Below are 22,219 nucleotides of genomic sequence, written 5' to 3'. Positions count from 1 at the left end.
CCATGGAGAGGACCTGGAAGGAGCCCGTAGCCTTCTATGGAGCGCACCTCCGACCAGATCAACCTGGAAAGCCGACGCGCCATGGCTGCACGGCCGCGTCAGTGATGTTAGAGCTGGACCGGGTCGGCTTGCGAGGCGGGCCGTTCTGCAGGATCGTCGCGGATCACGCAGAGGAGCCGGGCCCGACCTGTTGGAACAGAGGATGGATGCTCTAGATCAAGTCAAGACGATGCCGGCGGCAGCTCGGCAGTCTCCCGATGACGAGGCCCGGCCGCTCCTGCCCGTGATGGAGGTTCGCGAGCCGGCAAGGCGCTGGGCCGACGGCACCGTGTCGGTCGTGTTCCTGATCCCGGCCCAGGCCTTTCTCTACGGCCCCTTCCTGCGTCTCGAGGCAGGGCGATACCGCCTGTCCTTCCGCTGTCAGGTGAAGATGCCGCTGCAGGGCGAGCACCCCGTCATGGGTCTCGAGGTTATCGCGCAGAATCGGATCCTGCGGGCCTGGCGCGACTACAGCGCAGCCGAGCTTCGCGACGGCGAGCAGAGCCTGTCATTCACAGTTCCAGCAGATCTGAGCATCGAAAGCGGCGCCGACGCCCCTTTCGAGTTCCGCTTCACGCATTTCGGCAATGCCTTCTTGACCATGCTCGCGGTGACGCTGCATCGCGAGGCGTCCGCAGACTGCGCTGCCGAAGCGCCGGCCGAACTCGCGCCATGGCGGCTGCTCGGCCGGCTGCGAACCCTTCCCGCCCCTGGCGGAGTGCGCCTTTCGCCCTTGTCCGTCACACGCCTCAAGCTCGGCCGCAGCTCGGCGATCCTGCGGCTACCGGCTGGCAGCTATCGCGCAGAAATCGGCTGCGTTCTCAGGCGCGCCCGCAACATCTCCGACGAGGCACTCGCAGTCACGGTCAGGACACGGGACGGCATTCCGCTCGGGGAGGGCCGGTTCGGGACGAGCGAGTTGGAATCTGGCCGCCTTTCCTTCGAATTCACCGTGCCGCGGGATCTGGGCCTGGATGCCGGCGTGCCGCGCTCGATCGATATCCGCCTGAGCCACTTCCGCAATGCGGACATCCTCCTCACCGCGCTCGATCTGCACCGGTTCTCCGCGGAACCCCTCGCTCCACCATCGCAGCAATCCTCCGGGAGGCCGGCCCCCCGCCGAAGCGCCAGGAAGCAGATCGTCATCTTCGGGAACTGCCAGGGCAATCTTCTCGCCGAGGCGCTTCGTCATCATTCCGGCTTTTCGCGCCATTTCTCGGTCAAGCACCACTATATGGAGCTGCCTGCCAATCTGCACGAGCAGGGCCGGCGCGATTTGGAGGAATGCGATCTCCTCCTCGTCCAGGACATTCGGGAATGGGACCAGTATCCGTTGCGCGCGCATGTGCCGAGCGATCTGCCGACGCTGCGTTACCCCTGCGTGCGCTTCGCCTCGCCCTGGCCCTTCGACGCCTTCAACGGGCCGGACGACAAGCTGGCCCGCAACCGCGACTTCCCGAATTTCGAGTTCACCTATTTCGACGGCCTCCTGGCGCGGCTGCGCAAGGAAATCCCCGATCACGAGCAACGCTTCCGGGCTTATGAGTCGCTCGATATCGAGCGGGTCATCGACTTCAACCGCCTGCATCGCTTCGAGCAGGCGCGCCTCGAGGACATGGACCGAAAATTCGCGGCCGGGATCGGGGCCTACATCCTCGAGAATTTCAGGAGCAAGCAGACCTTCTATACGACGGCCCATCCCAATGGCCGAATCATGAAAATGCTGGTCCGGCAGGTTTCGCGCGAGCTCGGACTGCCCCTGCATTTCCTGCTGCCCGGCTCGCTGAACTCGCTGCGTCGCCTGCAGGTGCCAATCCACCCGAAAGTCGCGGCGGCGCTGGGAATGAGCTGGGCGGACGCTCGTCGGAAGTACCTGGTTCGGGGCGAATGGCTGACCTGGGAGGCGTATTTCCGGAAATACATCGCCTATTACGGATAGCCATCCAACGCCGTTTCGGGTGGCGATGCGTCGCTATTTGCCGTTGTCGCCCTCCTCGCGAGCCAGCTGCCGGGCATAGCTCGCGAGCAAGTGCACGAAGGTCACGAAGAAACCGGCTGCCATCAGCAGGACGGAGACGTCGCACCAGGTCATCGCCAGGCCGCCCACCTCGAAGACCGGCGCGCCGAAGAAGAAGACCATCGTATTCATCAGTATGATGAGCAGGCGCATCTCCGTTGGGCCCCAGCCGGCCAGGGAGACGTGGAATTCGCCGGACACGCAGGCCCTGACCTGGGAATAGATCGACAAGGCGTGGTAGCCGGCGAGCGCGAACAGCGCCACATCCATGCGTACATAGGGCGACAGGCCCATGCCGACGCAGATCAGCAGGTTCCCGACGACATCGATCGACTGGTCGAGAAAATAGCCGTATCGCGGGCGCTCGATCTTCCTGAAGCGCGCCAGGCTGCCGTCGAGCGAATCGCCGAGCCAGTGAAGCACGAGGCCCAATGTGGCCAGCCACAGGAAGCCGGGAGACCAGCTGGTCAGTACATAGCCGACGAGCGTGATCCCGGCGCCGGCGATCCCGAAAGCCGTCAGGAAATCGGGCGTGACGCGCGCGGGCGCGCGCCTGACGAGCCAGTCCAGCGCCTTCCTCTCAAGGGAGCGGACCAGGCTGTTGTGGATGCGTATCAAAGGCGGTGACTGCTTGATGCCAATCGTGGAACCAGCTATCGCCGAACGGATCGCTGGTTGCAAGTATCGCCGGGCGTATAGATCGGATTGATTTTCGACATGAAGTCCGTTCTACTCGGCAGTCTTGGCAAGCAGGCGACGATGGCCGACCGTCACAACTAAACGAATTTTAGGATCTTTAGTGCCTATTGCCTATGACGCGACTCGCCTTCTGCTGGGACCGCTGTCCCTGACGCCGCGGGGCATCGACCGCGTCGATCTGGCCTATGCGCGCCATTTCTTTGAGCACTCGACGGAAGATTGCTGCGCGATCTTGCCCACGGCATGGGGCACCCGGACCTTCTCGCGCGAGCGCGTCCTGCGTGGCCTCACGCGTCTCGAGGAACTTTGGGCGGAGAACAGGCAGCCAGCGATCGACGGCGCCTGGACATCGCTCGCTCCGACGATCCAGGCGGGCAAATCCTCCTGGTACCTACCCTCGAACGGCGCTCTCACCCTGACGGCGCGCATGACCGCCCTGCTCAAGGCGACGGGCATCGGCCTTGGCGAGGATGCGGTTGCGCGCCTCGGGCGCGACACGGTCTACGTCAATGTCGGCCAGGTCGGTCTGACGGTGCCCTTCCTTCTGCGCTGGCTGAACCGGCGGCCCGATATCCGGCCGCTCTTCATGCTGCACGACGTCATTCCGCTGGAGACACCGGAATACGTCGCCCCGCACGCCGTCAAGGCGCACGCGACCATGGTCGATCAGACCGCGCGCTATGCCGCCGGCCTGATCGTCACCACACGAACGGCCCAGAAGGCGATCGAAACGGAGCTGGAGCGCCGCGGCGCCAAGGCACTGCCGACACTTGCGCTGCCCTTGCCCGTCCCCTCGATCTTTCGCGGGACACCCGACCCGGATCCGACCCTGACCGGCGTCCCGTATTTCGTGATCTGCGGCGCGGTAGAGCTGAGAAAGAATCATCTTCTGCTTCTCGAGGTCTGGAAGCGCCTGTATCGCAAGCATGGTCCAGCCACGCCGCATCTCGTGATCGCGGGCGCCAAGGGCTGGCAGGGCGATCTGATTCTCGATCGCCTGCGGCGCTCCGGCCAGGTCAGCGACTACATCCATGTGCTTCACGGCCTCTCGACCCCGGCGCTCAAGCGGCTGATCAGCGGCGCGCGCGCATTGCTGATGCCGTCCTTCATCGAGGGCTTCGGCCTGCCGGTCGTGGAAGCGGCGGTCCTCGGCACGCCGGTCATCGCCTCCGACATCCCTGCGCATCGCGAAGTGGGACATCCGGGGACGACATTCGTCGACCCGATCGACGGCCCGGGCTGGGAGGCCGCCATCGCCGCGCTGCTGTCCGGGGAGCCCCGCCGTCTGGCCCCGTCTCCCGGCTATGCCGAGCTCACCTGGTCGGATTACTTTTCGTCACTGTCACATTTCATTCACACGATCCTGACCGATCAGGCGGCCCGGACGTGACTCGGATTGTTTTTTGCCTGAAGCCCCCTTATCAGCAGGGAGCATATGGTGGGACAATAGTGCCGAGAAGCGCCGGGCGGGTCGTATCATTTCGCTAGGATTGTCTAAGTCCATGTCGCTCCGACAGCAGTCAATTCCCACCGAAGCCGCGATTATCGGCGCTTCGTGCATCCTTCCGGGTGCGAATAGTCTCGAATCCTTCTGGGAGCTGCTGACGGCCGGCCGTAACGTCGTTTCGGCCCGCCCTCATGGGCGCTGGAATGTGGAGCGTTTCCTTCGTCCGGGCGACCCTGCTCCCGGCTTCTCCTACACCTTCGCCGGGGGCTATCTCGACGACGCGTTCGGCTTCGATCCGACACCGTTCAACATCTCGCCGCGAGAAGCGCAGCAGATGGACCCGCAGCAGCGTCTGCTGCTGACGGCAGCCTGGCGCGCCTGCGAGGATGCCGGCCTGCCGCCCTCCTCGCTCGCTGGCCGCAATATCGGCGTCTATGTCGGCGCCTCCCTGGCCGACTACCAGAGCGTTGGGGCGCTCGATCCCGCCGTGATCGGCAGCCACTTCATGACCGGCAATGCGCTGTCGGTTCTCGCCAACCGGCTGTCCTATGTCTTCGACCTCAAGGGCCCGAGCTTCACGGTCGACGCGGCGTGCTCGTCCTCGTTCGTCGCGCTGACACAGGCGGTCTCGGCGCTGCGTGCCGGCGACATCGAGCTGGCGATCGTCGGCGGTGTGAACATGCTGCTCTCGCCCGTGCCCTTCATCGGCTTCTCTCAGGCACGCATGCTCTCGTCCACCGGGTTGTGCCGGCCTTTTTCCGAGGCTGCGGACGGCTATGTCCGTTCCGAAGGGGCCGTGGTGCTGCTGCTTCAAAGGGAGCCGGAAGCGGTCGCTGCCGGCCGCCGTATCCGCAGCGTGGTGGTTGCCGCCGGCACGAATGCGGACGGCCGGACGAACGGCATCTCGCTGCCTTCGCAGGAATCGCAGCAGAATCTGATCGAGACGGTCTACCGGTCAGCGGGGATAGCGCCCGAAGCGCTCGCATTCGTCGAAGCGCACGGGACGGGCACGAAGATCGGCGACCCCATCGAGGCCGCCGCCATCGGCGAGGGGCTGGGTCGGCGACGCAGTGCGCCGCTGCCGATCGGATCGGTCAAATCGAATATCGGCCATCTGGAAGCGGCGTCCGGGCTGGCCAGTCTGCTCAAGGCGAGCCTGGCGCTGGAGCATCGCCTCGCACCGCGCTCGCTGTTCACCGAAGAGCGAAACACGGCGATCGCCTTCGATGAGCTCAATCTGTCGCCACTGACGCAGCCGCTCACACTGACCTCCGGTGACGGGGATCTTTTCGCCGGCGTCTGCAATTACGGTTTCGGCGGCACGAACGGACACGCGATCCTGCGCGCGGCGCGCGATCACCAGCCTGCCGGGGCGAATGGATCAGGCGCGCGCCAGGCCGAGGTGCTGCTCGTCTCCGGCGGCACGGCCGACGCATTGAAGACCCGCGCGCTGCAGATCGCCGAGACGGTTGCGGATGGACGCGCTGTCGCGCGCGTCGCGAGCGCCCTCGCGCATCAGCGCGAATTGCTGCCGCATCGACTGGCGATTGCCGTCCCGGATGGCTCTACCGCAGCGGCGGATGTGGCCGCGAGCCTGCGCGCATTCGGCCAGGGTTCCGATTTGCAGGGGCGCGGCGCGGCCGCGGTCGTTCACGGGGCGGAACGCGGCGCAGTCTTCGTATTCAGCGGCAATGGTGCGCAATTCGCGCAGATGGGCGTCGCGGCCTATCGGACCAATCCGTCCTTCCGGCGCGAGATCGACGACATTGATCGCCTCTATGCCGAAATCGCCGGCTGGTCGATCGCCGACCATCTGCGCGACGGGGTCCCGGACGAGCAGCTCGAGCTCACCTCGGTGGCACAACCGCTGATCTTCGCGATCCAGTCGGCTCTCGCCGCTGTTCTCGCAGAGTATGGTGTCCGCCCCCTTGGCGCGCTCGGCCACAGCGTCGGCGAGGTCGCGGCGGCGGAATGCTGCGGGCTGCTGTCGCGTCGCGACGCTTTGCGGGTCATGCACAAGCGAAGCCGGCATCAGGAAACGGTGCGCGGCAAAGGCCGTATGCTGGTTCTGGCGAGCAACCCGGCCAATGTCGAGGATCTCATTCGGCAGGCAGGTACGTCGGAGATCGATATCGCGGCCTACAACAGCGCGACCTCGACAACGGTGTCGGGGCCCGCTGACCAGCTCGACGTCCTGGCCCGGCTGGCGCGCAGGAGCCGGATCGCCAGCGTGCCCCTGGCGGTCGATTATCCCTTCCACTCGCGGGCGCTGGAGGTCGTGCGCGAGGGCCTTCTGCGCGACCTCGGCGGGATTGCCGGCCAGGAGCCCCAGATCCCGTTCTATTCGACGGTGACCGGGCACTCGCTGGCTCCCGCCATGTTGGACGCGTCGTATTGGTGGCACAATATCCGCCGCCCCGTGCGCTTCGCGGAGGCGATCGAGGTGGCATTGGCGGCCCATCCCGAAGCTGCCTTCGTCGAAATCGCCCCGCGCCCGATCCTGGTCGGACCGATCGCCGATATCCTGCGGGCGAGCCAGGCCCAGAACCCGATCCTGTCGACGCTGTCGGCAAGCGACCCCGCGGATCGGGATCCGATCCGCGGCGTGGTCGCTCGCATGGTGGTCAATGGCGTCCGGCACGAGCAGCAGGCCGTTTTCGGCGAGCCGCCGGCTGCGGTCGAAGCCTTGCCGCCATATCCGTTCCAGCCGGAGCAGTATCACTTCGACGGCACGAGCGAAGCGCTCAACGCCCATGGTCGCCTGATAGCAAGCCTGCCGCTACACCCCTTGCTCGGAGCGCGCGTTTCAAACGGTTCGCCGGAATGGCGCAATCTGCTCGACCCTGTCTTGCTGCCCTATCTCGGCGATCACAGGGTCGATGGCGGCGTGGTGATGCCCGCGGCGGCGCTGATCGAGCTGGCCCTGGCGGCCGGCCGGGAGCTGTTCGGAGCGGTGCCCCTGGAGATCGCGGAATTCGACATCACCAAGGCGATGACCTTCGCCGATGACGAAACGCGCGAGATCTCGACCCGCCATTTCGAGCATACCGGCACGATCGAGATCTGGAGCCGGCGCCGTTTCGCCGGCAGCGACTGGATACTGCACGCCCGCGGCGTGCTCGGGCCGCTGCACACCGCCTCTGCGGCGCAGACGCCCGAGATCCCCGCGGTCGAGAACCCGATCCTGAACGAGGGCGCGGAAATCTACGCTGCGGCCGAGCGCGCAGGTCTCGACTATGGACCGCGCTTCCAGGTCGTACTCTCGACACGGCGCGACGACACCGTTGGCGAAAGCCGCCTCTCCGTGCCCGATGGCGGCGTCGGAGCCTATGACGACCTGCATGTGCTGCACCCCGTCTCGCTGGACGGAAGCTTCCATGGGCTTTTCCTGGCGCGGCCGCAGCGGGACGGGGAGCGCAAGGCGCATCTCCCGATCCGTTTCCGGCAGATCCGCGTCTGGAAGCCGGGGGCGAAGATCACGCATTCGGTGACCAAGCTGCTGCGGGAAACCGACCGCTTCAAGACGCTCTCCGTCTCCCTCATGTGCGATCGGGGCAAACTCGTCGCCTCGATCGAGGCTGCGGTCCTGCGCTCCGTCCATCTGGTCAAGCCCTTCATGGTCGAGCGGACTTTTCGGGAGGAGCGTCTGGCGGTCGCTCCCGTCGCCCTGCCGCCGCCTCCGCTCGCTGCGGCCGACCCCGGTCGGGGCCAACCCGGCGAGGCGAAGCAGCTTTCGCTGCTGCTGAAGGCCTTCGCCGTTTCCCTGGCGCGAAAGCTCTGTTGCGATCTCTTGCCGCCGGAGAGCGGCGACAGCTTCGAGAGCGCCGCGACCAGTGGTGTGATTGCTACAGCCGCCCAGCCGCTTTTCGGGATGGCGCGCGACATTCTCGCCATGGCGGGAGGGCTGGAGAGCACCGAGGCCGGCACACGGCTCTCCGCGACCTTCGCCATGCCTTCGCCGGAAGCCCTGCTCGGCACGCTGATGCAGCGTTTCCCGGCGGCGAACCGTGAATTGCGCCTGGCGGCGCAGGCATTGACCCAGGCCGGGCCCTTCCTCCGCACAGGCGAGATCGATGCGCGCCCCGCCGGCTTCGCCCATGACCAGTGGAGCCTGCTCGGGCTTTCCGGGGCGTTGCGCGATGCGGTCGGCCACACGCTGGACCTCTGGACCGCCGCCGCCACGCGGCCGCTGCGGGTGCTCGTCGCCGGCGACTGGAACAGCGGACTGGCGGAAGCGCTGGCGACCGCGACCCGCGATGGGCGCATCAAGGTCATGCTCGCTGTCGCCAACGCCGCGAGGGCCGACGAGCAGCGGCATTGGCCGGGCGTCGGTAGCCTGTTCGACATGCTGGTCCTCGACGGGAGCGAGAAATCGGCCCCGTGGCGCTTCGATGCGCTCATCGGCTTCGGCATGCCGCTCTCGCCGTTCCAGGAGACGAACGAGGCGGCGCAGCGCAGCGCCATCGACCTCCTGGAAGACGGTGCGCCGATCCTGCTCGCCGCGCCCGTCGACGATCTGCACCTCGCCTTCCTGCTCGGGAGCTCGACCCCGTCCATCTGGCAGGATCGTGGCAACCCGTCGCTGGGCGGGCCGGACGGCTTACGGCGGCGTCTGGAGTCGGCACGTGTCGCCGCCGTCGAAACCGGCCACGACGCTGATCGCGTTCTGGCTTTGGCCAGCGCTCGCGCCGTCCGCTCCGACATCGCGCCCGCTGCATCCGACCATGTCGCGATCGTCGGCGCTCACGAAGCGCGCTACGGCCTGGCGAATCCCGAGATCGTCGATCGCGACCACATCGAGGCGCTCGGCACCTGGCTGGCGGCGCTGCCGCCCGGCGAGCGCGCGACGGTCGTCGTCGCGCCCGAGGCCCCGGACGCGCCGCCCACCAGCCGACTGGCTGCGCGCATCGAGAGCCTGGCGGCGCTGCTGAAGCTGCTCGCCGAAGCAGGGCGGCCTTGCCGCATGCTGGTCCTGACCCAGAACGCCCATACCGGCGACGGCGCTCGCCTGGGCGAGGATGCCGGCGTCTCGGCCTTCACACGCGTCGCGATCAACGAATTTCCCGAGATCGACCTGCGCCTCGTCGATATCTCGGATGCGGCCGGCGTCGATCTCACCGGAATTCTCGCCCTCGACAATGCCGAGCGCGACATTCGGATCACCGATTCGGGCGTCGAGGTCAGCCGTGTTCGGCGCGGCATCGCGCTCGACACGCCGCTCGGTCCGCATGAACGTGCCGTCCTCCATTTCGCCGATGGCGTTGGTCTCGACGGCTTCGAATGGCAACGCCAGCCGCGTGAGGCCCCGCGGGACGGCGAGATCGAGGTCGAGATCGTCGCTTCCGGGCTGAACTATCGCGACGTGATGGTCGGCCTCGGTCTCCTCGACGACGATCTGCTCGGCGCCGGATTGACCCGCGCGGCACTCGGCTTCGAATGCGCGGGGCGCGTGAGCCGGGTCGGCCCGGGCGTGACGCGGCTGCGGCCGGGCGATCCGGTGATGGGCTTCGCCGCCGGCGCGTTCGCCTCCCACATCACCTGCCCCGACTGGCATTTCTTCCCGGCGCCTGACGGGCTCGACCTCGAAGCCGCGGCCACGATCCCCGTCGCCTTTTCGACGGCGTGGTATGCCCTGGTCGCGCGGGGCCATGTCCGCGCCGGCGAAGACGTCCTCGTCCACGGTGCGGCCGGCGGCGTCGGCCTCGCCGCGATCCAGATCGCCAAGCTGCACGGGGCGCGTGTCTTCGGGACGGCGAGCAACGAGGCGCGACGCGCCATCGCCACCGCGGCCGGCGCCGACGCGGTCTTCGATTCGCGTCAGGAACGTTTCGCCGGCGAGATTCGCAGGCAATTCGGCCCGGTCGACGTCGTGCTCAATTCACTGGCCGGCCCGGCCATGCTGGCTAGCTTCCGCCTGCTCAAGCCGTTCGGGCGTTTCCTGGAACTCGGAAAGCGCGACTTTCTCGACAATACGCAGCTGGCCTTACGGCCTTTCCTGCGCAACATCGCCTATAGCGGTGTCGACCTCGACGAACTGCTCGCCGTCGATCCCGACCTGGTGCGCGGGATGATGACCGAGCTGTCGGAGGCTTTCCGGACGCAGGGTCTGCGGCCGCTGACCTATCGCAGCTTCGAAGCCTACGAAGTCGGCGCGGCATTCCGGACCATGCAGGCGTCCGAGCATGTCGGCAAGATCGTCATCCGTCCGCCTCGGACGGCGCGGACCGATCTGGCGTCTTTGGACTACACGGTTCCGCCCGGGCTCCATATCGTCGTCGGCGGCACGGCAGGCCTCGGCTTCGCCACCGCCCAATGGCTCGCACGCAAGGGCGCCTCGCATGTCGCGCTGCTCTCCCGCCGCGGCGCGGTGGACGAGGAGCTCGCACCGCAGCTCGCCGAGATGCGGACCGCTGGCACGCAGGTCATCGTCGAAGCGCTCGACATCTGCGATGGAGCTGCCGTCAGGGAGACCGTCGCGCGTCTCGCCCGCGACCATGGCCCGCTTCGCGGCGTGATCCATGCGGCGGTGCATCTCGACGACGGCTTGATCGCCAATCTCGCGCCGGAACGGCTCGAGGCGGTGTTGCGCACCAAGGTTGACGGCATCATCAACCTGTCGGAGGCGACCGCGGACCATCAGCTCGATTTCTTCGTCGCCTATTCGTCAGCGACGACGCTGATCGGCAGTCCCGGGCAGAGCGCCTATGTCGCGGCGAACGGCTTCCTCGAAGGCTTCATGCGCGGCCGCCGGAGCCTGGGGAAGCCCGGCCTCGCCATCGGCTGGGGCGCCATCTCCGATGTCGGCCTCATCGCCCGCGACAAGCGCCTCGGGCAGCGGTTGCGCCGGGCGACCGGTGTGGTGCCGATGCGCTCTTTCGAGGCTCTGGCACATCTCGGCCGGCTCCTGAGACTCGGCAACGCCGTCGATCCCGTGCAGTTCTTCGCGGGCATCACACCGGGTGCAGGGGCCGAGAAACTCAACCTGCTCAAGAGCGCGGCCTTCATCGATCTCGGCAATCCCGGCGGCGAGGCGCGCGCGGCCCATGCCGAAGACCTCGGCTCCAGCCTGCGAGGGAAGAGCCGCGAGGAGGCCATCGGGATCGTGACGGGCGTCCTGCGCCGAGAGGTGGCCGAGATCCTGCGCATGGCGGAAAGCAATGTCGACCTCACACGGCCGCTCGCCGATCTCGGGCTCGACTCGCTGATGGCTCTGGAGCTGCATATGGCACTCGAGGCGGCGATCGACGTCCAGATCACGGTGGTGGGTGCCGGCGACCGCAGCCTCCTCGACATGGCGGGCTCCATCGTCGACCAGCTGGATCAGGCCGAGGAGGAGACCGATCCGGCCTCGGCGGAGAGCATGCAGGCGACCATCATCAGGCTGGCGAACGTGCATTCGAAGATGGATATCTCACCCGAACAGGCGAGCCAGATCGAGACGATGGTTCGTCAGCCTCGCCGCGGCGCCGCCGAATGAGCCACGACAACCGCCCCCTTTCAGACGGCGCCCTGGCGAAACTCCTGGTGCAGATGGAGGAGATTCCGCAAGCCGCACCGGCCCTGGCCGGTCGCGGCGTTCGGAATCTGCCGCGCGTCAGCATGGCTTTCGAGGATCATCCGCTTTATCAGCAGATGGCGTTCCAGAGGAGCTTTGCCGACTTCGCAAAGTTGGAGAGCCCGTATTATCGCCTCCACGAGGCCAGGGCGGGCGCGACCTCCGTCGTCGAAGGCAGGCAGGTCACCAACTTCGCCTCCTATGACTATCTCGGTCTGAACGGTCACCCGGAGATCGCCGATGCGATCGCAAAGGCGGTCGCGGAATACGGCAGCTCCGTTTCGGCCAGCCGGATCACCGCAGGCGAACGCCGGGTCCATCGGGACCTCGAGAGTGCGCTCGCCCGCAATTACGAGACCGATGATTGCGTCGCCTTCGTGTCCGGCCATGCCGGCGCGGTATCGGCAATCGCCACGCTGCTCGGGCCGCGCGATCTGATCCTTCACGACGCGCTGATCCACAATTGTGTCGTGGTCGGCGCTCAGCTCGCCGGCTCGACCCGACGAATCTTCCCCCACAATGATCTCGATGCCCTCCAGGCCATGCTCGAGGCGGACCGGCACCAGTTCGAGCGGGTGCTGATCGTCAGCGAGGGTCTGTTCTCGATGGATGGCGACGGCCCCGACCTCGCGCGGCTGATCGAGATCAAGACGGACTTCTCCGCCTGGCTGATGATCGACGATGCCCATGGTCTGGGTGTCCTCGGGCGGAGCGGACGCGGCATCTTCGAGCATCAGGACATTGCACCGCAGGGCGTCGACCTCTGGCTCGGAACATTGTCGAAATCGCTCGTCAGTTGCGGCGGATATGTCGCGGGCTGCGCCGCAGCGGTCGATCTGCTGAAGCATCAGGCTCCGGGCTTCGTCTACAGCGTCGGGATGCCGGCGACCAACGCGGTCGCCGCCACCGTGGCGCTCGATCTCATGCGGCGCGAGCCGGAGCGTGTCCTGCGCCTGCAGCGGCAATCGCAGCGCTTCCGCGAGCGGGCGCGGCAGGCCGGCCTCGACACCGGCGAGAGCTGGGGCTTCGGCGTCGTTCCGATCGTCATCGGCGAGACGGTTCCGACCGTCATGCTGGCCGAGCGCCTGCTCGATCAGGGCGTCAACGCCTTTCCGATCGTGCCGCCGGGGGTGCCGGAGAAGGCGGCGCGTCTGCGCTTCTTCATCAACGCCACCCATAGCGACGCCCAGATCGACGACGCCGTCGATTGTCTGGTCCGGGAAGTGCGGAACCTCGGCGACGCCTCGCTGAAGCAGATTCTGCGCGGCGGGGCCGAATGACCTCTCCTCGTCCCGTGGCACGCGAGGCTGCGCCCACTCCGTCATCGGCGACTTTCGACGACACATCGCCAACAGGGACCCAGCCGGTGCCGAAGAACATCCTTCTCGAAGCCCATGCGATGACGCTCAAGCAGGGCACGGGAATCGCGACCTATGCCCGCAATCTCGCGAGCACCGCGACCGGCCTCGGTCATGACGTCGAGCTGTTGATCGGCATCGAACGCGCCATCAACCGGCGCGAGGCTCTCCTGTCCGAAGTCGTTCTCAACGAGGCGGCCGCTCCGAAGACCATCGATCCGCTCAAGATGATCGGCCGTGCGGTCGACTGGACGATCGGCGTGCCTGCGGGCGCCCGGACCCAGCGCCTGCCGGCGCCGCGCATCGTTCTCGACCCCGGCTCCGGCACCACCGCGCAGAGGCGCCATCCGACGCATGGGGCCGTCCGGTTCTGGGAGCGCGCATTTCTCCACTTCAATCGCTTCGGGCGGCGAATGGCGGTGAAATCCGAGGGGCGTCACGATCTGTTCCACGTGACCCGCCCGACCCCGGCCTTCGTGAAGGGCGCGGCCAATATCTATACCATCCACGATATCGTCCCGCTGCGCCTGCCCTACGCGACTTTGGACAACAAGAAGTATTTCTACACGATGATCCGCCATCTCGTTAAAGAGGCCGATCATATCGTCACCGTATCCGAGCATACGCGTCGTGACGTGCAGGAATTCTTCGACATTCCGGACAATCGGATCACCAACACATGGCAGTCCGTCTCGCTGGACGAAGCCCTCGTCTCGACCTCGGATGATGTGGTGGCCCGCGATATCGAGAATCGCTATGGCCTCGCCTTCAAGGAGTACTTTCTGTTCCTCGGCGCCGTCGAGCCGAAGAAGAACATCTCGCGATTGGTCGAAGCCTATGCAGCTTCCGGATCGACGCGGCCGCTCATTCTCGTCGGTGGCCTCGGCTGGCAATACGACAAGGATCTCGAGACGCTCCAGGACGAGCGCCTGCTGAGCTGGCGCTTCGACGGCTCACATATCCGGCCGGAGCGCCGCGTCCAGCGCCTGCCCTATGTGCCGCGAGGATCGCTGATATCGTTGATCAGGGGCGCGCGGGCCGTGCTGTTTCCCTCGCTCTACGAGGGCTTCGGCCTGCCCATACTCGAGGCGATGCTGCTGGGAACGCCCGTCATCACCTCGACGACCAGTTCTCTGCCCGAGGTCGCGGGCGATGCCGCCATGCTGGTGAACCCCTACGAGATCGAGGCGATCCGCGATTCGATCCGGACCCTCGATGCCGATGCCGATCTACGCGCGGAACTGGCGAGCCGCGGGCGCAGCCGGGCCGCATTCTTCTCGCCAGAGCGGCACGCCGAGCGGGTCAAAGCCGTTTACGACAAGGTCCTGGGCTGACGCCGGCTCGGCCGGGCTCCGCTTCCCTCAGATGCGCAGGCGGCGCCTGAGATTGGTGATGTGCTGGGCGAGCTCGCCCGAGGCCCGCATTTCGAGCGAGGACTGTTCCGCGGCCACCCGGCGGGCCTTCTCGGTATCGAAGGCATGGGCGGCGTAGAGCTCGGCGTAACGTTCGAGGAACGTCGCCTGGTCGGCCTCGCTCATCTCGGAATAGCGCAGCGCCTTGCCCTTGCTGAACTGCCCGATGACGCCCTTGTCGCGAAATTTCCCCAGAACGCCGTCGACATCGACGCTCACGCCGATCTGGCTTGCGATGGCACGGACCACGGCGCCGCTATCGTAGCAGACCTCGTTGTAGTTGAAGATCGCGACCTTTTCGGCCGCGGCCCATTCGCGAAAGCAGCCGAGCTGGATGTCGAGCGAGTTCAACGTGTCCGCCACGGTCACGAATTCCGAGAACGGCTTGTTCCGCCAGCGCCGCGAACGGGTGCCGTGATCGAGCATCGAAAGCGCGATCTCGCGCGGATCCCTGATCGACGCACTCGCCAGGACCCGGCCCGCGGTCACCAGCGCCGCGACATCGCCGCGCGGCGGCCCATGCGTCTTGAGGACGACATCCGCGCCGTCGATATGGCGCTCGATCTCCCCGAGCAGCTCGTGGTCGATGAAGTTGAAGTAGTTTTCGACAGAATCAAGCTTCCTGAACGGCTTGCCCAGCCTGGCGACCGGCCGACCGGCCGCTCTGAAGACCTCCTCCGTCAACTGATAGAGGAAGGTGCTGGCCGATTTCGTGATGCCGTAGCAGATATAGATCATGCCTTGCCTTGCCGGGAACGCCTGCCGCCGCAGGACGATGGACCGCTATCCCCCTCTCACGACTCCGGGCGCCGACCGGAATCTCGTGCCAGGATACGCCGTTGCTGCCATGCCAGCACAGGTCTGTACAGGCTGTGGAACCGGGCCAGCAGCGCGATCGTCCTGGACGGAGCCAGCACGAAGGCCCCCCTCTCGGCCTGGGCGATCATGCTCTCCGCGACCCGCTGCGCCGTCATCACCCCGCCCTGCTCGGAGACGAGCCGCGTCACGAGCGGCCGCTTCGGCCTCTCGCCATCCAGTTGCGGCGTCTCGGTATCGGGCGGAAAGGCGACGCTGACCGAGATGCCTTCGCAGGCCAGCTCCACGCGCAGGATCTCCGCGAGCGCCCGCACCGCGAACTTGCCCGGCGCATAGCCGCTATAGCCGGCGATGCCGATGAAGGCCGCCCCCGAGGAGACGAGCGTGATCCGGCCGCCATGGCGGCGCATGACGGGAAGCGCTGCCCGGATCAGGTGAAGCGTCCCGAAATAATTGATCTCCATCTGCGCCCGGTGGTCCGCCAGATCGAGATCGCGAAACAGTCCCGGCTCGACGATCCCCGCGGCCGTGATGAGCCAGTCGATACGGCCATGGCGGGCCTCCACCTTGGCGATCGCCTCCTGCGCAGCTCCGGCCTCGGCGACGTCGAAGGCCAGAACATCGACACGGCCTTCCTGCGCCGGATCGAGCGCCGCGGCGGCTCTGGCGAGGCGATCCGCGTCTCGGGCCAGCAGGACGACGCGATGGCCGCGCTGCAGCAGGACGCGCGCGCATGCCAGCCCGATGCCGCTCGAGCCGCCCGAGACGACGGCAACCTTCAGCGGATCGCTGCTTGGCACGGGAGCATTCTCCGAACGGGCCGTCACGAGGTCGGTCCCTTATGCGATCGGCCCGATCGAATCGTCCAGATAGTACCACTGGTCGAGATGGCGCAGGATGGCGGGCTCGATCCGGCCGTTGAGATAGGCGACATCGGCGAGCGGGTCGGTCTGCGCCGGATCCATGTAGAACGGTCCCTCGAAATGCAGCCTGAAGCGCGTCTCCATGACCCGCTCGCAATAGACGACGACGAGCTGCGCCCCGCTGCGCCGGGCGAGTTTCGCCGCCATGGCCAGATTGCCCTTGAGGTGAGGCGCGCGTCCGAACAGGGGCGCCATCATCGTGTCGCCGCGTTTTTCATCCGGAAAGATGGCGAGGACGCCGTTTCCGGCGAGGATCGACAGCGCACGGCGCAGGCCGTTCCGATCGGGAGCGAGCACATTGACGTCGAAGCCGCCGCGCGTCGCATCGGCGATGTCGCGATGCGCCGCATTGTCGGGGATCTCCGAGATCGAAGCGATCGGAACGCCGATCATCTGCATTGCCGAAGCCAGCACCTCCCAATTGCCGAGATGCAGGCAGAGCGCGATGGTCGGGATTTTGCCGACATTGGCGCGCGGCGCCTCCACGCCAACGAATTCCATCCGGTCGGCCGAGGCGAAGCGATGCACGATCGAGAACTCGGCCATCAGCCGACCGACATTCTCGACGAAACGCCAGACGAGCTTCTCGACCTCCGCCTCCGGCATCTCCGGATGATGCCGCCGGACATTGGCCCGGGCCTTGCGGGCGACGTCGGGATCGATGAAGCGGATCTTGAGCCAAGCTAGCCGGGCGCCCAGATTCGACACCACCGGGATGGGCAGGCGCCGTAGAGCCCGATGCGCCATTCTCTCCAGGCTCTGCATGGCTGTGGCGGTCCGTCTCAGAGGGGTGGGCGGGAAGAGCGCGCGACGATGCGGGCGGGCAGGCCGCCTTTCGGGCGCAGCGTCAGGCGGCAGACCGGCTCGACCTTGTAGCCCTCCCGGGGACGCACCTCGAAGCGCTGCGCCAGGATCGCCAGGCACAGAGTCGCCTCGTCGAGTCCGAAATTCATGCCGGGGCAGATTCGCGGGCCGACCGCGAAGGGAATATAGGCGAAGGGGTCGATCCGCGTGCCGGACAGGAAGCGCTCCGGCAGAAAATGGTTCGGCTTCTCCCAGAGATCGACGGAGCGGTGCAGCAGCCAGGGCGCGATCATGACCAGGGCCGATTTCTCGACGTCGACAGGCCCGATGCGGTCGGCCTCCAGAGCCTGCCTCGGCAGCAGCGGGACCGGCGGATAGAGCCGGAGCGTCTCCTGGATGACGGCGCGGCACCAGCGCAATCGCGGCAGATCGGCCAGGCTCGGGGCACGCGTTCCGCAGGCCGTCTCGATCTCCTCGTGGACATGGCGCGCCACCCAGGGCGCGTTGGCCAGCAGATACCAGGCCCAGGCCAGCGTCGTCGCCGTCGTCTCGTGCCCAGCCATGAAGATCGTCGCCGCCTCGTTGCGCAGCGCCGCGAGATCCAGCGGCTCTCCCCCGCTCTTCTGGTTGCGGCGGATCAGCAGGTCGACCATCGAGCCCGCATCCCCCTCGCCCGCCAGATGAGCGTTGATCACGCTCTCGATGACGTCGTGAACCATCGCCATCGCACGGCGCCGCCGCTTGCCGCCAAAGGCCGGCCAGCCGTCATCAGCGCCGAGGAAATAGCCGAGATTGAACGCATCGGTCTGGCGCTGATAGGCACTGAAACCGTCGATGACCCGCTGGGCCGCGTCGCGCGGGATGTTCTTGCCGAAGACGGCCCGGGAGATGATCGTGGCGGTCAGGCGCCCCATCTCCTCGGTCAGCTCGACCTCGGAGCCCGCCGGCAACGCGCCCCATTCCTCTGCGACGGCGAGCGCCGCATCCTCCATCGTCTGGCCGAATTCGGGCAGCCTGCGCTTGTGGACGATGTCCGCCACCAGCGGGCGCCGCCTCTTCCAGGTCTCGCCATCACTGATGAAGAGCCCGTCTCCGAGGAGGGCCTCCAGCGCACGCCGCATCTGCGGGCTCTTGCGCTCGAAATTGCTGTGCCGCGTCACCACGACGTATCGGATGAGCTCCGGGCTGTTCACGAAGACGATCTGGCGACGCAGAATGCGGAAGCTGTCGATCCCTGACCGGTAATAGCTCTCGGTCCAGCCCTCGATCAGGCTGCGGCGGGCGCCGATGACGATCTGAAGCAGATTGGGATCACGCCGCAAGGGCATGGGGTGAGCGGGGATGAATTCGCTACCGCTGCGCTCTTCGATCGTCGGTGGGGCGGGATAGAGCAAGGACGCAGCCGACATCATGGCGCGATCGCCCGAAACTGACCGTGATAGGAAGGCATCAGGCTGCGCGATATCCCAGGTTGCGTAGGACCTCTCCGGGCGGCTGCATCGTTACAGCGATGGAGCCGCCTGTTCAACGGCGCCGGTCTTGGTCGGAGCTCCATCATCGCGGGCCTGCGAAACGCGCCACGATCGCCTCGAATTCCTCATCCCGCGTCGGCCAGTCCAGGGTCCGGACCGCTCGCGGCAGGTCCGGCACGGCCTGCCTCGTCGCCGCAGGGACGAAGACGGCGTTCTCGCGCCCGACGATACGCGCCGACAAGCTGTCGGCCTCGGACAGGATCCAGGCGACGGAACCCTGGCCGGCTCGCGTCGCGGGAGGCGGCGCGGCGCCGACATGCAGGCGCAGATCGGCGCTCGCCGCCAGGCGCCCGTCCCAGTGCGATTGCCCGATCCAGTCGGCGCGCCAGCCGGCGCGGGCCAGCGCCGTCATGAGCGGTGCGAGCCCGGCAGGCCGGGCATCCGCCGTCGCTCCCGCCTCCGGCCCGTCTCCGGTCACGGCGACGAACGGGATCTGCGCCGGCTCCGACAGGAAACGCGCGGCGTCCCGGGCACGATGCTCGAATCCATGCTTTTCCATGACCAGACGCCGAAGCGCCGCGACACGCTCGAGGCGGCCCGGCTCATCCGTCAGCCACCGGCGGATCTGCCCCGTCAGACCATGAGCATCCCGATAGGTCGGCAGCAGGTCGCCGAAGGTCTCCTGCGCCCCCGCGACGCCGTTGGTAATCGGCAGGGCGCCGGCGGCGATCGCGTCATAGACCCGGCTATTCACCGAACCGCTGTCGATCGTCACATGGTTGGCGTCGTCGATCACGAGCTTGGCGCTCGCATAGATCGCCGGCATCCAGGCATAGGGCGCCGGCCCCTGTGCCACCGCGGCGAGCTCCGGCACCGCATCCCAGCCGGCGCCGAAGATGCGCACCGTGGCATCCAGGATCTCGGGCGCGAGGCTGGTCGCGATCTCGCGATGGACGCCCCAATAGGAACCGGTGAAGCAGATATCGCAGGCGAGGTCGGGATCGGGCCTCGCAGCCCCGAACAGCTGCAGATTGGTCGCGATCCTGAGGAGACGAGCCGGAAGCCCGGTATGCCGGCTGAACCGCCTGCATTCATGCTCGGACGACATCCACACCTCGTCGGCACGCCGCCAGTTCTCGTTCTCCAGGAAGGCGTCGAAACAGTTGCGGATCCAGAACACGACACGGCAGGACGGCGAGAGATGGCGGAAACGCCGCGGATCGCAATCTTCGCGAAGGGAGATCACAGCATCGATGCCGGCCAGATCCGCCCCGCCATCGGGCTCGCGCGGAATCAGCCGAAACTCGGCTGAGGGCAGCACCGCCGAGAGCGCCGAAGCGAATTCGCGCGCGACGATCGCATCGCCCTCGAGCGCATCGGTCCGCGTCGACGTGACCAGCAGCGCGATGACGGACGGCCTCGCGAAAAGCGCTCCTGCCAGGAGCGGGCTCTGCCTCTGCGCCCGCGCCAGCCTGTCAGCGGAGGCCGCGGGCAGCGGGACAGGCGCCTCCGACGGCGTGCCGCGCAACGGGATCACCGCCTGCGTCGCCAAGATCGTTTCGGTCTCGGCGAGAGCCGCGATGGGTGCGGCAGGGCTGTGCGGCGAAGCCGTCGCCTCTGTCGACGATCGAAGAACGAGCCCGCCTCCTTCCAGCCAGCGTCGCCGGTCGATCAGGCTTGCAGTCGTCCAGTCCGCCCCGGCCACGGTCACGAAGGGAGATGCCGCCGCGGCCTGCGCGAGCCAGGGCGATGGCGGCGACGGCCGCAGGGCCGCCTCGCCGCATGACAGGTCGAGCGACCAGCCCCACTGATCCGGTGCGCCGGGACCATTCGAGGAACGGGACGGTTGCAGGATCGGCACGGCCACCACGGCACCGGTGGCAGCCAGCGCCTGGGCCATCGGGGCGAGCGCCGCCTCGTTCCAGAGCGCGGCCTCGCCGAGAACCAGCACGAGATCCTGCTCGATCCCGGTGAATGCAGCATCGAGGCTCTCGGGGACCCCCCCACTGCCGCGGATGATCCGGTGAACAGGCAGGCCCTGCTCGATCAGGACGCGGCTCGTCTCGTCACACCAGGCCGTATCGCCGTCACATAGCAGCAGCGCTGCGATCGATCGCGCGGCTTTTGCCGTCGCCGCCGCGGCATCGACGGCAGAGACCGCGTCCCGCGCCGGTGTGGCCAGGACGCCGGCGGCTCGCGCCTGGACGCGGCCCGTGGCGAAATCGGTCATGGAGCCGCGTGCGCGCGCCGTAAGCGGCGTGTTCTCCCGCAGGCCGCAGGGCAGGACGATCCGGAAGCCATGGGCACCGCCATCACCGATCGTCTCGGCCAGGTCCGATCGCGGTCGATCGGCCCGGCCGCAACCCACCAGCATTCCCACGGCGAAGATATCGACGATCACCGCGCGATCGCGCTGGCCAGGGCGCAGCGCCCAGCCCTCGACATGCCCGTCGGCGACGCCGAGGATGCGGCCGACGACCTCGGTTGCTTCGACCGTGGAAGCCGCTGCGAAGGTGCCCGTATCCGCCTCGCCGGCCTCGCATTCCAAGAGCGCTTGCGTGCTCCACATCGGATAGAGCTGCAAAGCCCCGGCGCGAACGGTCGAGAAGACGATCTCGAATCCCGTGCCTTCGCGCCGCCAGCTCGTGAGGACTATCGGGACGAACGCACCATCCGCATCCGTCGCCCGCAAGGCCGGCGCGATCGTCAGCCCCTCATGGTCGACAAAACGGGCAGTTCCGATGCGGTCGCCATCGGATCCGGGCGGCCCAAGCGTGAACTCGCCCTCGAACCGTGCGGCGTAGGGCAAGGCGAGCGAGGCCTGGGCCGGGGCGATGCCGCCCGAGAGCGCCTCGATCCGCACTTCGCGACGATCCGTCGGGCCATCGGGCTCGGGGAAGGAAAAAATGCTGTCGATCCGGCGGGACCGCGATCCCGGTCGCGTCTCGATGTCGCCGCTCCACCAGATCTCGCCATCGAGCATGACGCGCAGCTTCGGAGCAGGAGCCTCGACATCGACGTCTGCGACGAAGCGAACCGCCCGTCGTCGCGGATGCAGCCCGAGCGGCAGAGGCTCGACGATGCGGGTTGCGGGGCGTGGCGGCGGGATCTCGGCGGCGGGCGACACCGGCGCCTCGGGCTCGACGTCAGGGTCCGAATCGCCGAACAGCGCCTCGAGCCGCGACAGCTCTTCTGTCGAGACGGCGGTGGCATCGAGCACGGCAAGGCGGCGGAAGCTTTGAAGGGCCGCCGGATCACCGATTCGTTTCAGCAGATGGGCCTGATGAAGAATCGCCTCCGGATCGTCCGGAGCGAGCGCGATGGCGCGGGCATAGGCCGCGAGGGCCTCCCGGTGCCGGCCAGCTTCCTTGAGCGCATGCGCGTGCTGGACATGGATCGCCGGCTGTGAATCATTGATCTGCAGGAAACGCGCATAGGCAGCGGCAGCCTCCACCCAACGGCCGCCATCACGCAGCGCGTCGGCCTCGGCCAGGACCGCATCGTTGGCGAAATGGGGCTGAGCGCCGCCTTCCCGGGCAGAGGAGAACCGTCTGACGAAACGCAACCAGGAGATAGTCATAGGTAATCCTTACCGTTTTTTACTCTCGCATATAACGCTTTGATTAGGTAAGGCTCCCCGCGGCAATTTCGGCATTCTACAATACTCGTCTGCTTAG

The 22,219-nt window shown here is 67.1% G+C and carries 11 protein-coding genes; 5 read left to right on the top strand and 6 right to left on the bottom strand.

The window, feature by feature from the left end; translation table 11 throughout:
* The first annotated feature begins 202 nt into the window (after positions 1-202).
* Positions 203-1,978: a WcbI family polysaccharide biosynthesis putative acetyltransferase gene (locus AC3RCC_RS03895; protein ID WP_492257651.1), complete on the top strand. Its 1,776-nt coding sequence runs from the start codon at positions 203-205 to the stop codon at positions 1,976-1,978.
* Between the two features lie 33 nt (positions 1,979-2,011).
* Here the strand turns inward: AC3RCC_RS03895 and AC3RCC_RS03890 are convergent, their stop codons facing one another.
* Positions 2,012-2,674 carry a CDP-alcohol phosphatidyltransferase family protein gene (locus AC3RCC_RS03890; protein WP_492257650.1) on the bottom strand — a complete coding sequence of 221 codons (663 nt, stop codon included), beginning with the start codon at positions 2,672-2,674 and terminating at the stop codon, positions 2,012-2,014.
* A gap of 124 nt (positions 2,675-2,798) precedes the next feature.
* Between AC3RCC_RS03890 and AC3RCC_RS03885 the strand changes: the two genes are divergently transcribed.
* The 4 genes from AC3RCC_RS03885 to AC3RCC_RS03870 all read left to right on the top strand — a co-directional run bounded on the left by AC3RCC_RS03885 (position 2,799) and on the right by AC3RCC_RS03870 (position 14,449).
* On the top strand, positions 2,799-4,145 hold the full coding sequence (locus AC3RCC_RS03885) for a glycosyltransferase family 4 protein (RefSeq protein ID WP_492257649.1): 1,347 nt from the start codon (positions 2,799-2,801) through the stop codon (positions 4,143-4,145).
* A 112-nt stretch (positions 4,146-4,257) separates the two neighbouring features.
* Positions 4,258-11,679: a type I polyketide synthase gene (locus AC3RCC_RS03880; RefSeq protein ID WP_492257648.1), complete on the top strand. Its 7,422-nt coding sequence runs from the start codon at positions 4,258-4,260 to the stop codon at positions 11,677-11,679.
* Positions 11,676-13,037 (top strand): aminotransferase class I/II-fold pyridoxal phosphate-dependent enzyme, encoded by a 1,362-nt coding sequence (locus tag AC3RCC_RS03875; RefSeq protein ID WP_291648994.1) that lies wholly within the window; start codon positions 11,676-11,678, stop codon positions 13,035-13,037. Before AC3RCC_RS03880 ends, AC3RCC_RS03875 begins: the two co-directional genes overlap by 4 nt.
* A gap of 86 nt (positions 13,038-13,123) precedes the next feature.
* Complete coding sequence (locus AC3RCC_RS03870) at positions 13,124-14,449, top strand: glycosyltransferase family 4 protein (RefSeq protein ID WP_291648992.1); 1,326 nt, start codon at positions 13,124-13,126, stop codon at positions 14,447-14,449.
* 27 nt (positions 14,450-14,476) lie between these two features.
* Here the strand turns inward: AC3RCC_RS03870 and AC3RCC_RS03865 are convergent, their stop codons facing one another.
* The 5 genes from AC3RCC_RS03865 to AC3RCC_RS03845 all read right to left on the bottom strand — a co-directional run bounded on the left by AC3RCC_RS03865 (position 14,477) and on the right by AC3RCC_RS03845 (position 22,122).
* Positions 14,477-15,265 carry a hypothetical protein gene (locus AC3RCC_RS03865; RefSeq protein WP_492257647.1) on the bottom strand — a complete coding sequence of 263 codons (789 nt, stop codon included), beginning with the start codon at positions 15,263-15,265 and terminating at the stop codon, positions 14,477-14,479.
* A 56-nt stretch (positions 15,266-15,321) separates the two neighbouring features.
* Entirely contained in the window at positions 15,322-16,143 is an 822-nt protein-coding gene (locus AC3RCC_RS03860) for an SDR family NAD(P)-dependent oxidoreductase (protein WP_492257646.1), read from the bottom strand.
* Positions 16,144-16,182: 39 nt separating this feature from the next.
* Entirely contained in the window at positions 16,183-17,013 is an 831-nt protein-coding gene (locus AC3RCC_RS03855; protein WP_492257645.1) for a lysophospholipid acyltransferase family protein, read from the bottom strand.
* A 35-nt stretch (positions 17,014-17,048) separates the two neighbouring features.
* A complete protein-coding gene (locus AC3RCC_RS03850; RefSeq protein ID WP_492257644.1) occupies positions 17,049-18,482 on the bottom strand; it encodes a cytochrome P450 in 1,434 nt (477 codons plus the stop codon).
* A gap of 142 nt (positions 18,483-18,624) precedes the next feature.
* The gene (locus AC3RCC_RS03845) at positions 18,625-22,122 is read right to left on the bottom strand and encodes a glycosyltransferase family protein (protein WP_492257643.1); all 3,498 of its coding nucleotides are present in this window, start codon (positions 22,120-22,122) and stop codon (positions 18,625-18,627) included.
* Positions 22,123-22,219: the final 97 nt, after the last annotated feature.

The sequence above is a fragment of the Allobosea sp. GW823-FHT01F03 genome (genome assembly GCF_058798075.1).
Note: the sequence above shows the minus strand (reverse complement) of the source record. Positions and strands in the feature narration are given on the sequence as shown.

What these genes read in the sequence shown, in the direction of transcription:
- AC3RCC_RS03875 (WP_291648994.1), top strand. Translation starts at nt 11,676, where the DNA reads ATGAGCCACGACAACCGCCCCCTTTCAGACGGCGCCCTGGCGAAACTC.
- AC3RCC_RS03850 (WP_492257644.1), bottom strand. Translation starts at nt 18,482, where the DNA reads ATGATGTCGGCTGCGTCCTTGCTCTATCCCGCCCCACCGACGATCGAA.
- AC3RCC_RS03880 (WP_492257648.1), top strand. Translation starts at nt 4,258, where the DNA reads ATGTCGCTCCGACAGCAGTCAATTCCCACCGAAGCCGCGATTATCGGC.
- AC3RCC_RS03845 (WP_492257643.1), bottom strand. Translation starts at nt 22,122, where the DNA reads ATGACTATCTCCTGGTTGCGTTTCGTCAGACGGTTCTCCTCTGCCCGG.
- AC3RCC_RS03855 (WP_492257645.1), bottom strand. Translation starts at nt 17,013, where the DNA reads ATGGCGCATCGGGCTCTACGGCGCCTGCCCATCCCGGTGGTGTCGAAT.
- AC3RCC_RS03865 (WP_492257647.1), bottom strand. Translation starts at nt 15,265, where the DNA reads ATGATCTATATCTGCTACGGCATCACGAAATCGGCCAGCACCTTCCTC.
- AC3RCC_RS03895 (WP_492257651.1), top strand. Translation starts at nt 203, where the DNA reads ATGGATGCTCTAGATCAAGTCAAGACGATGCCGGCGGCAGCTCGGCAG.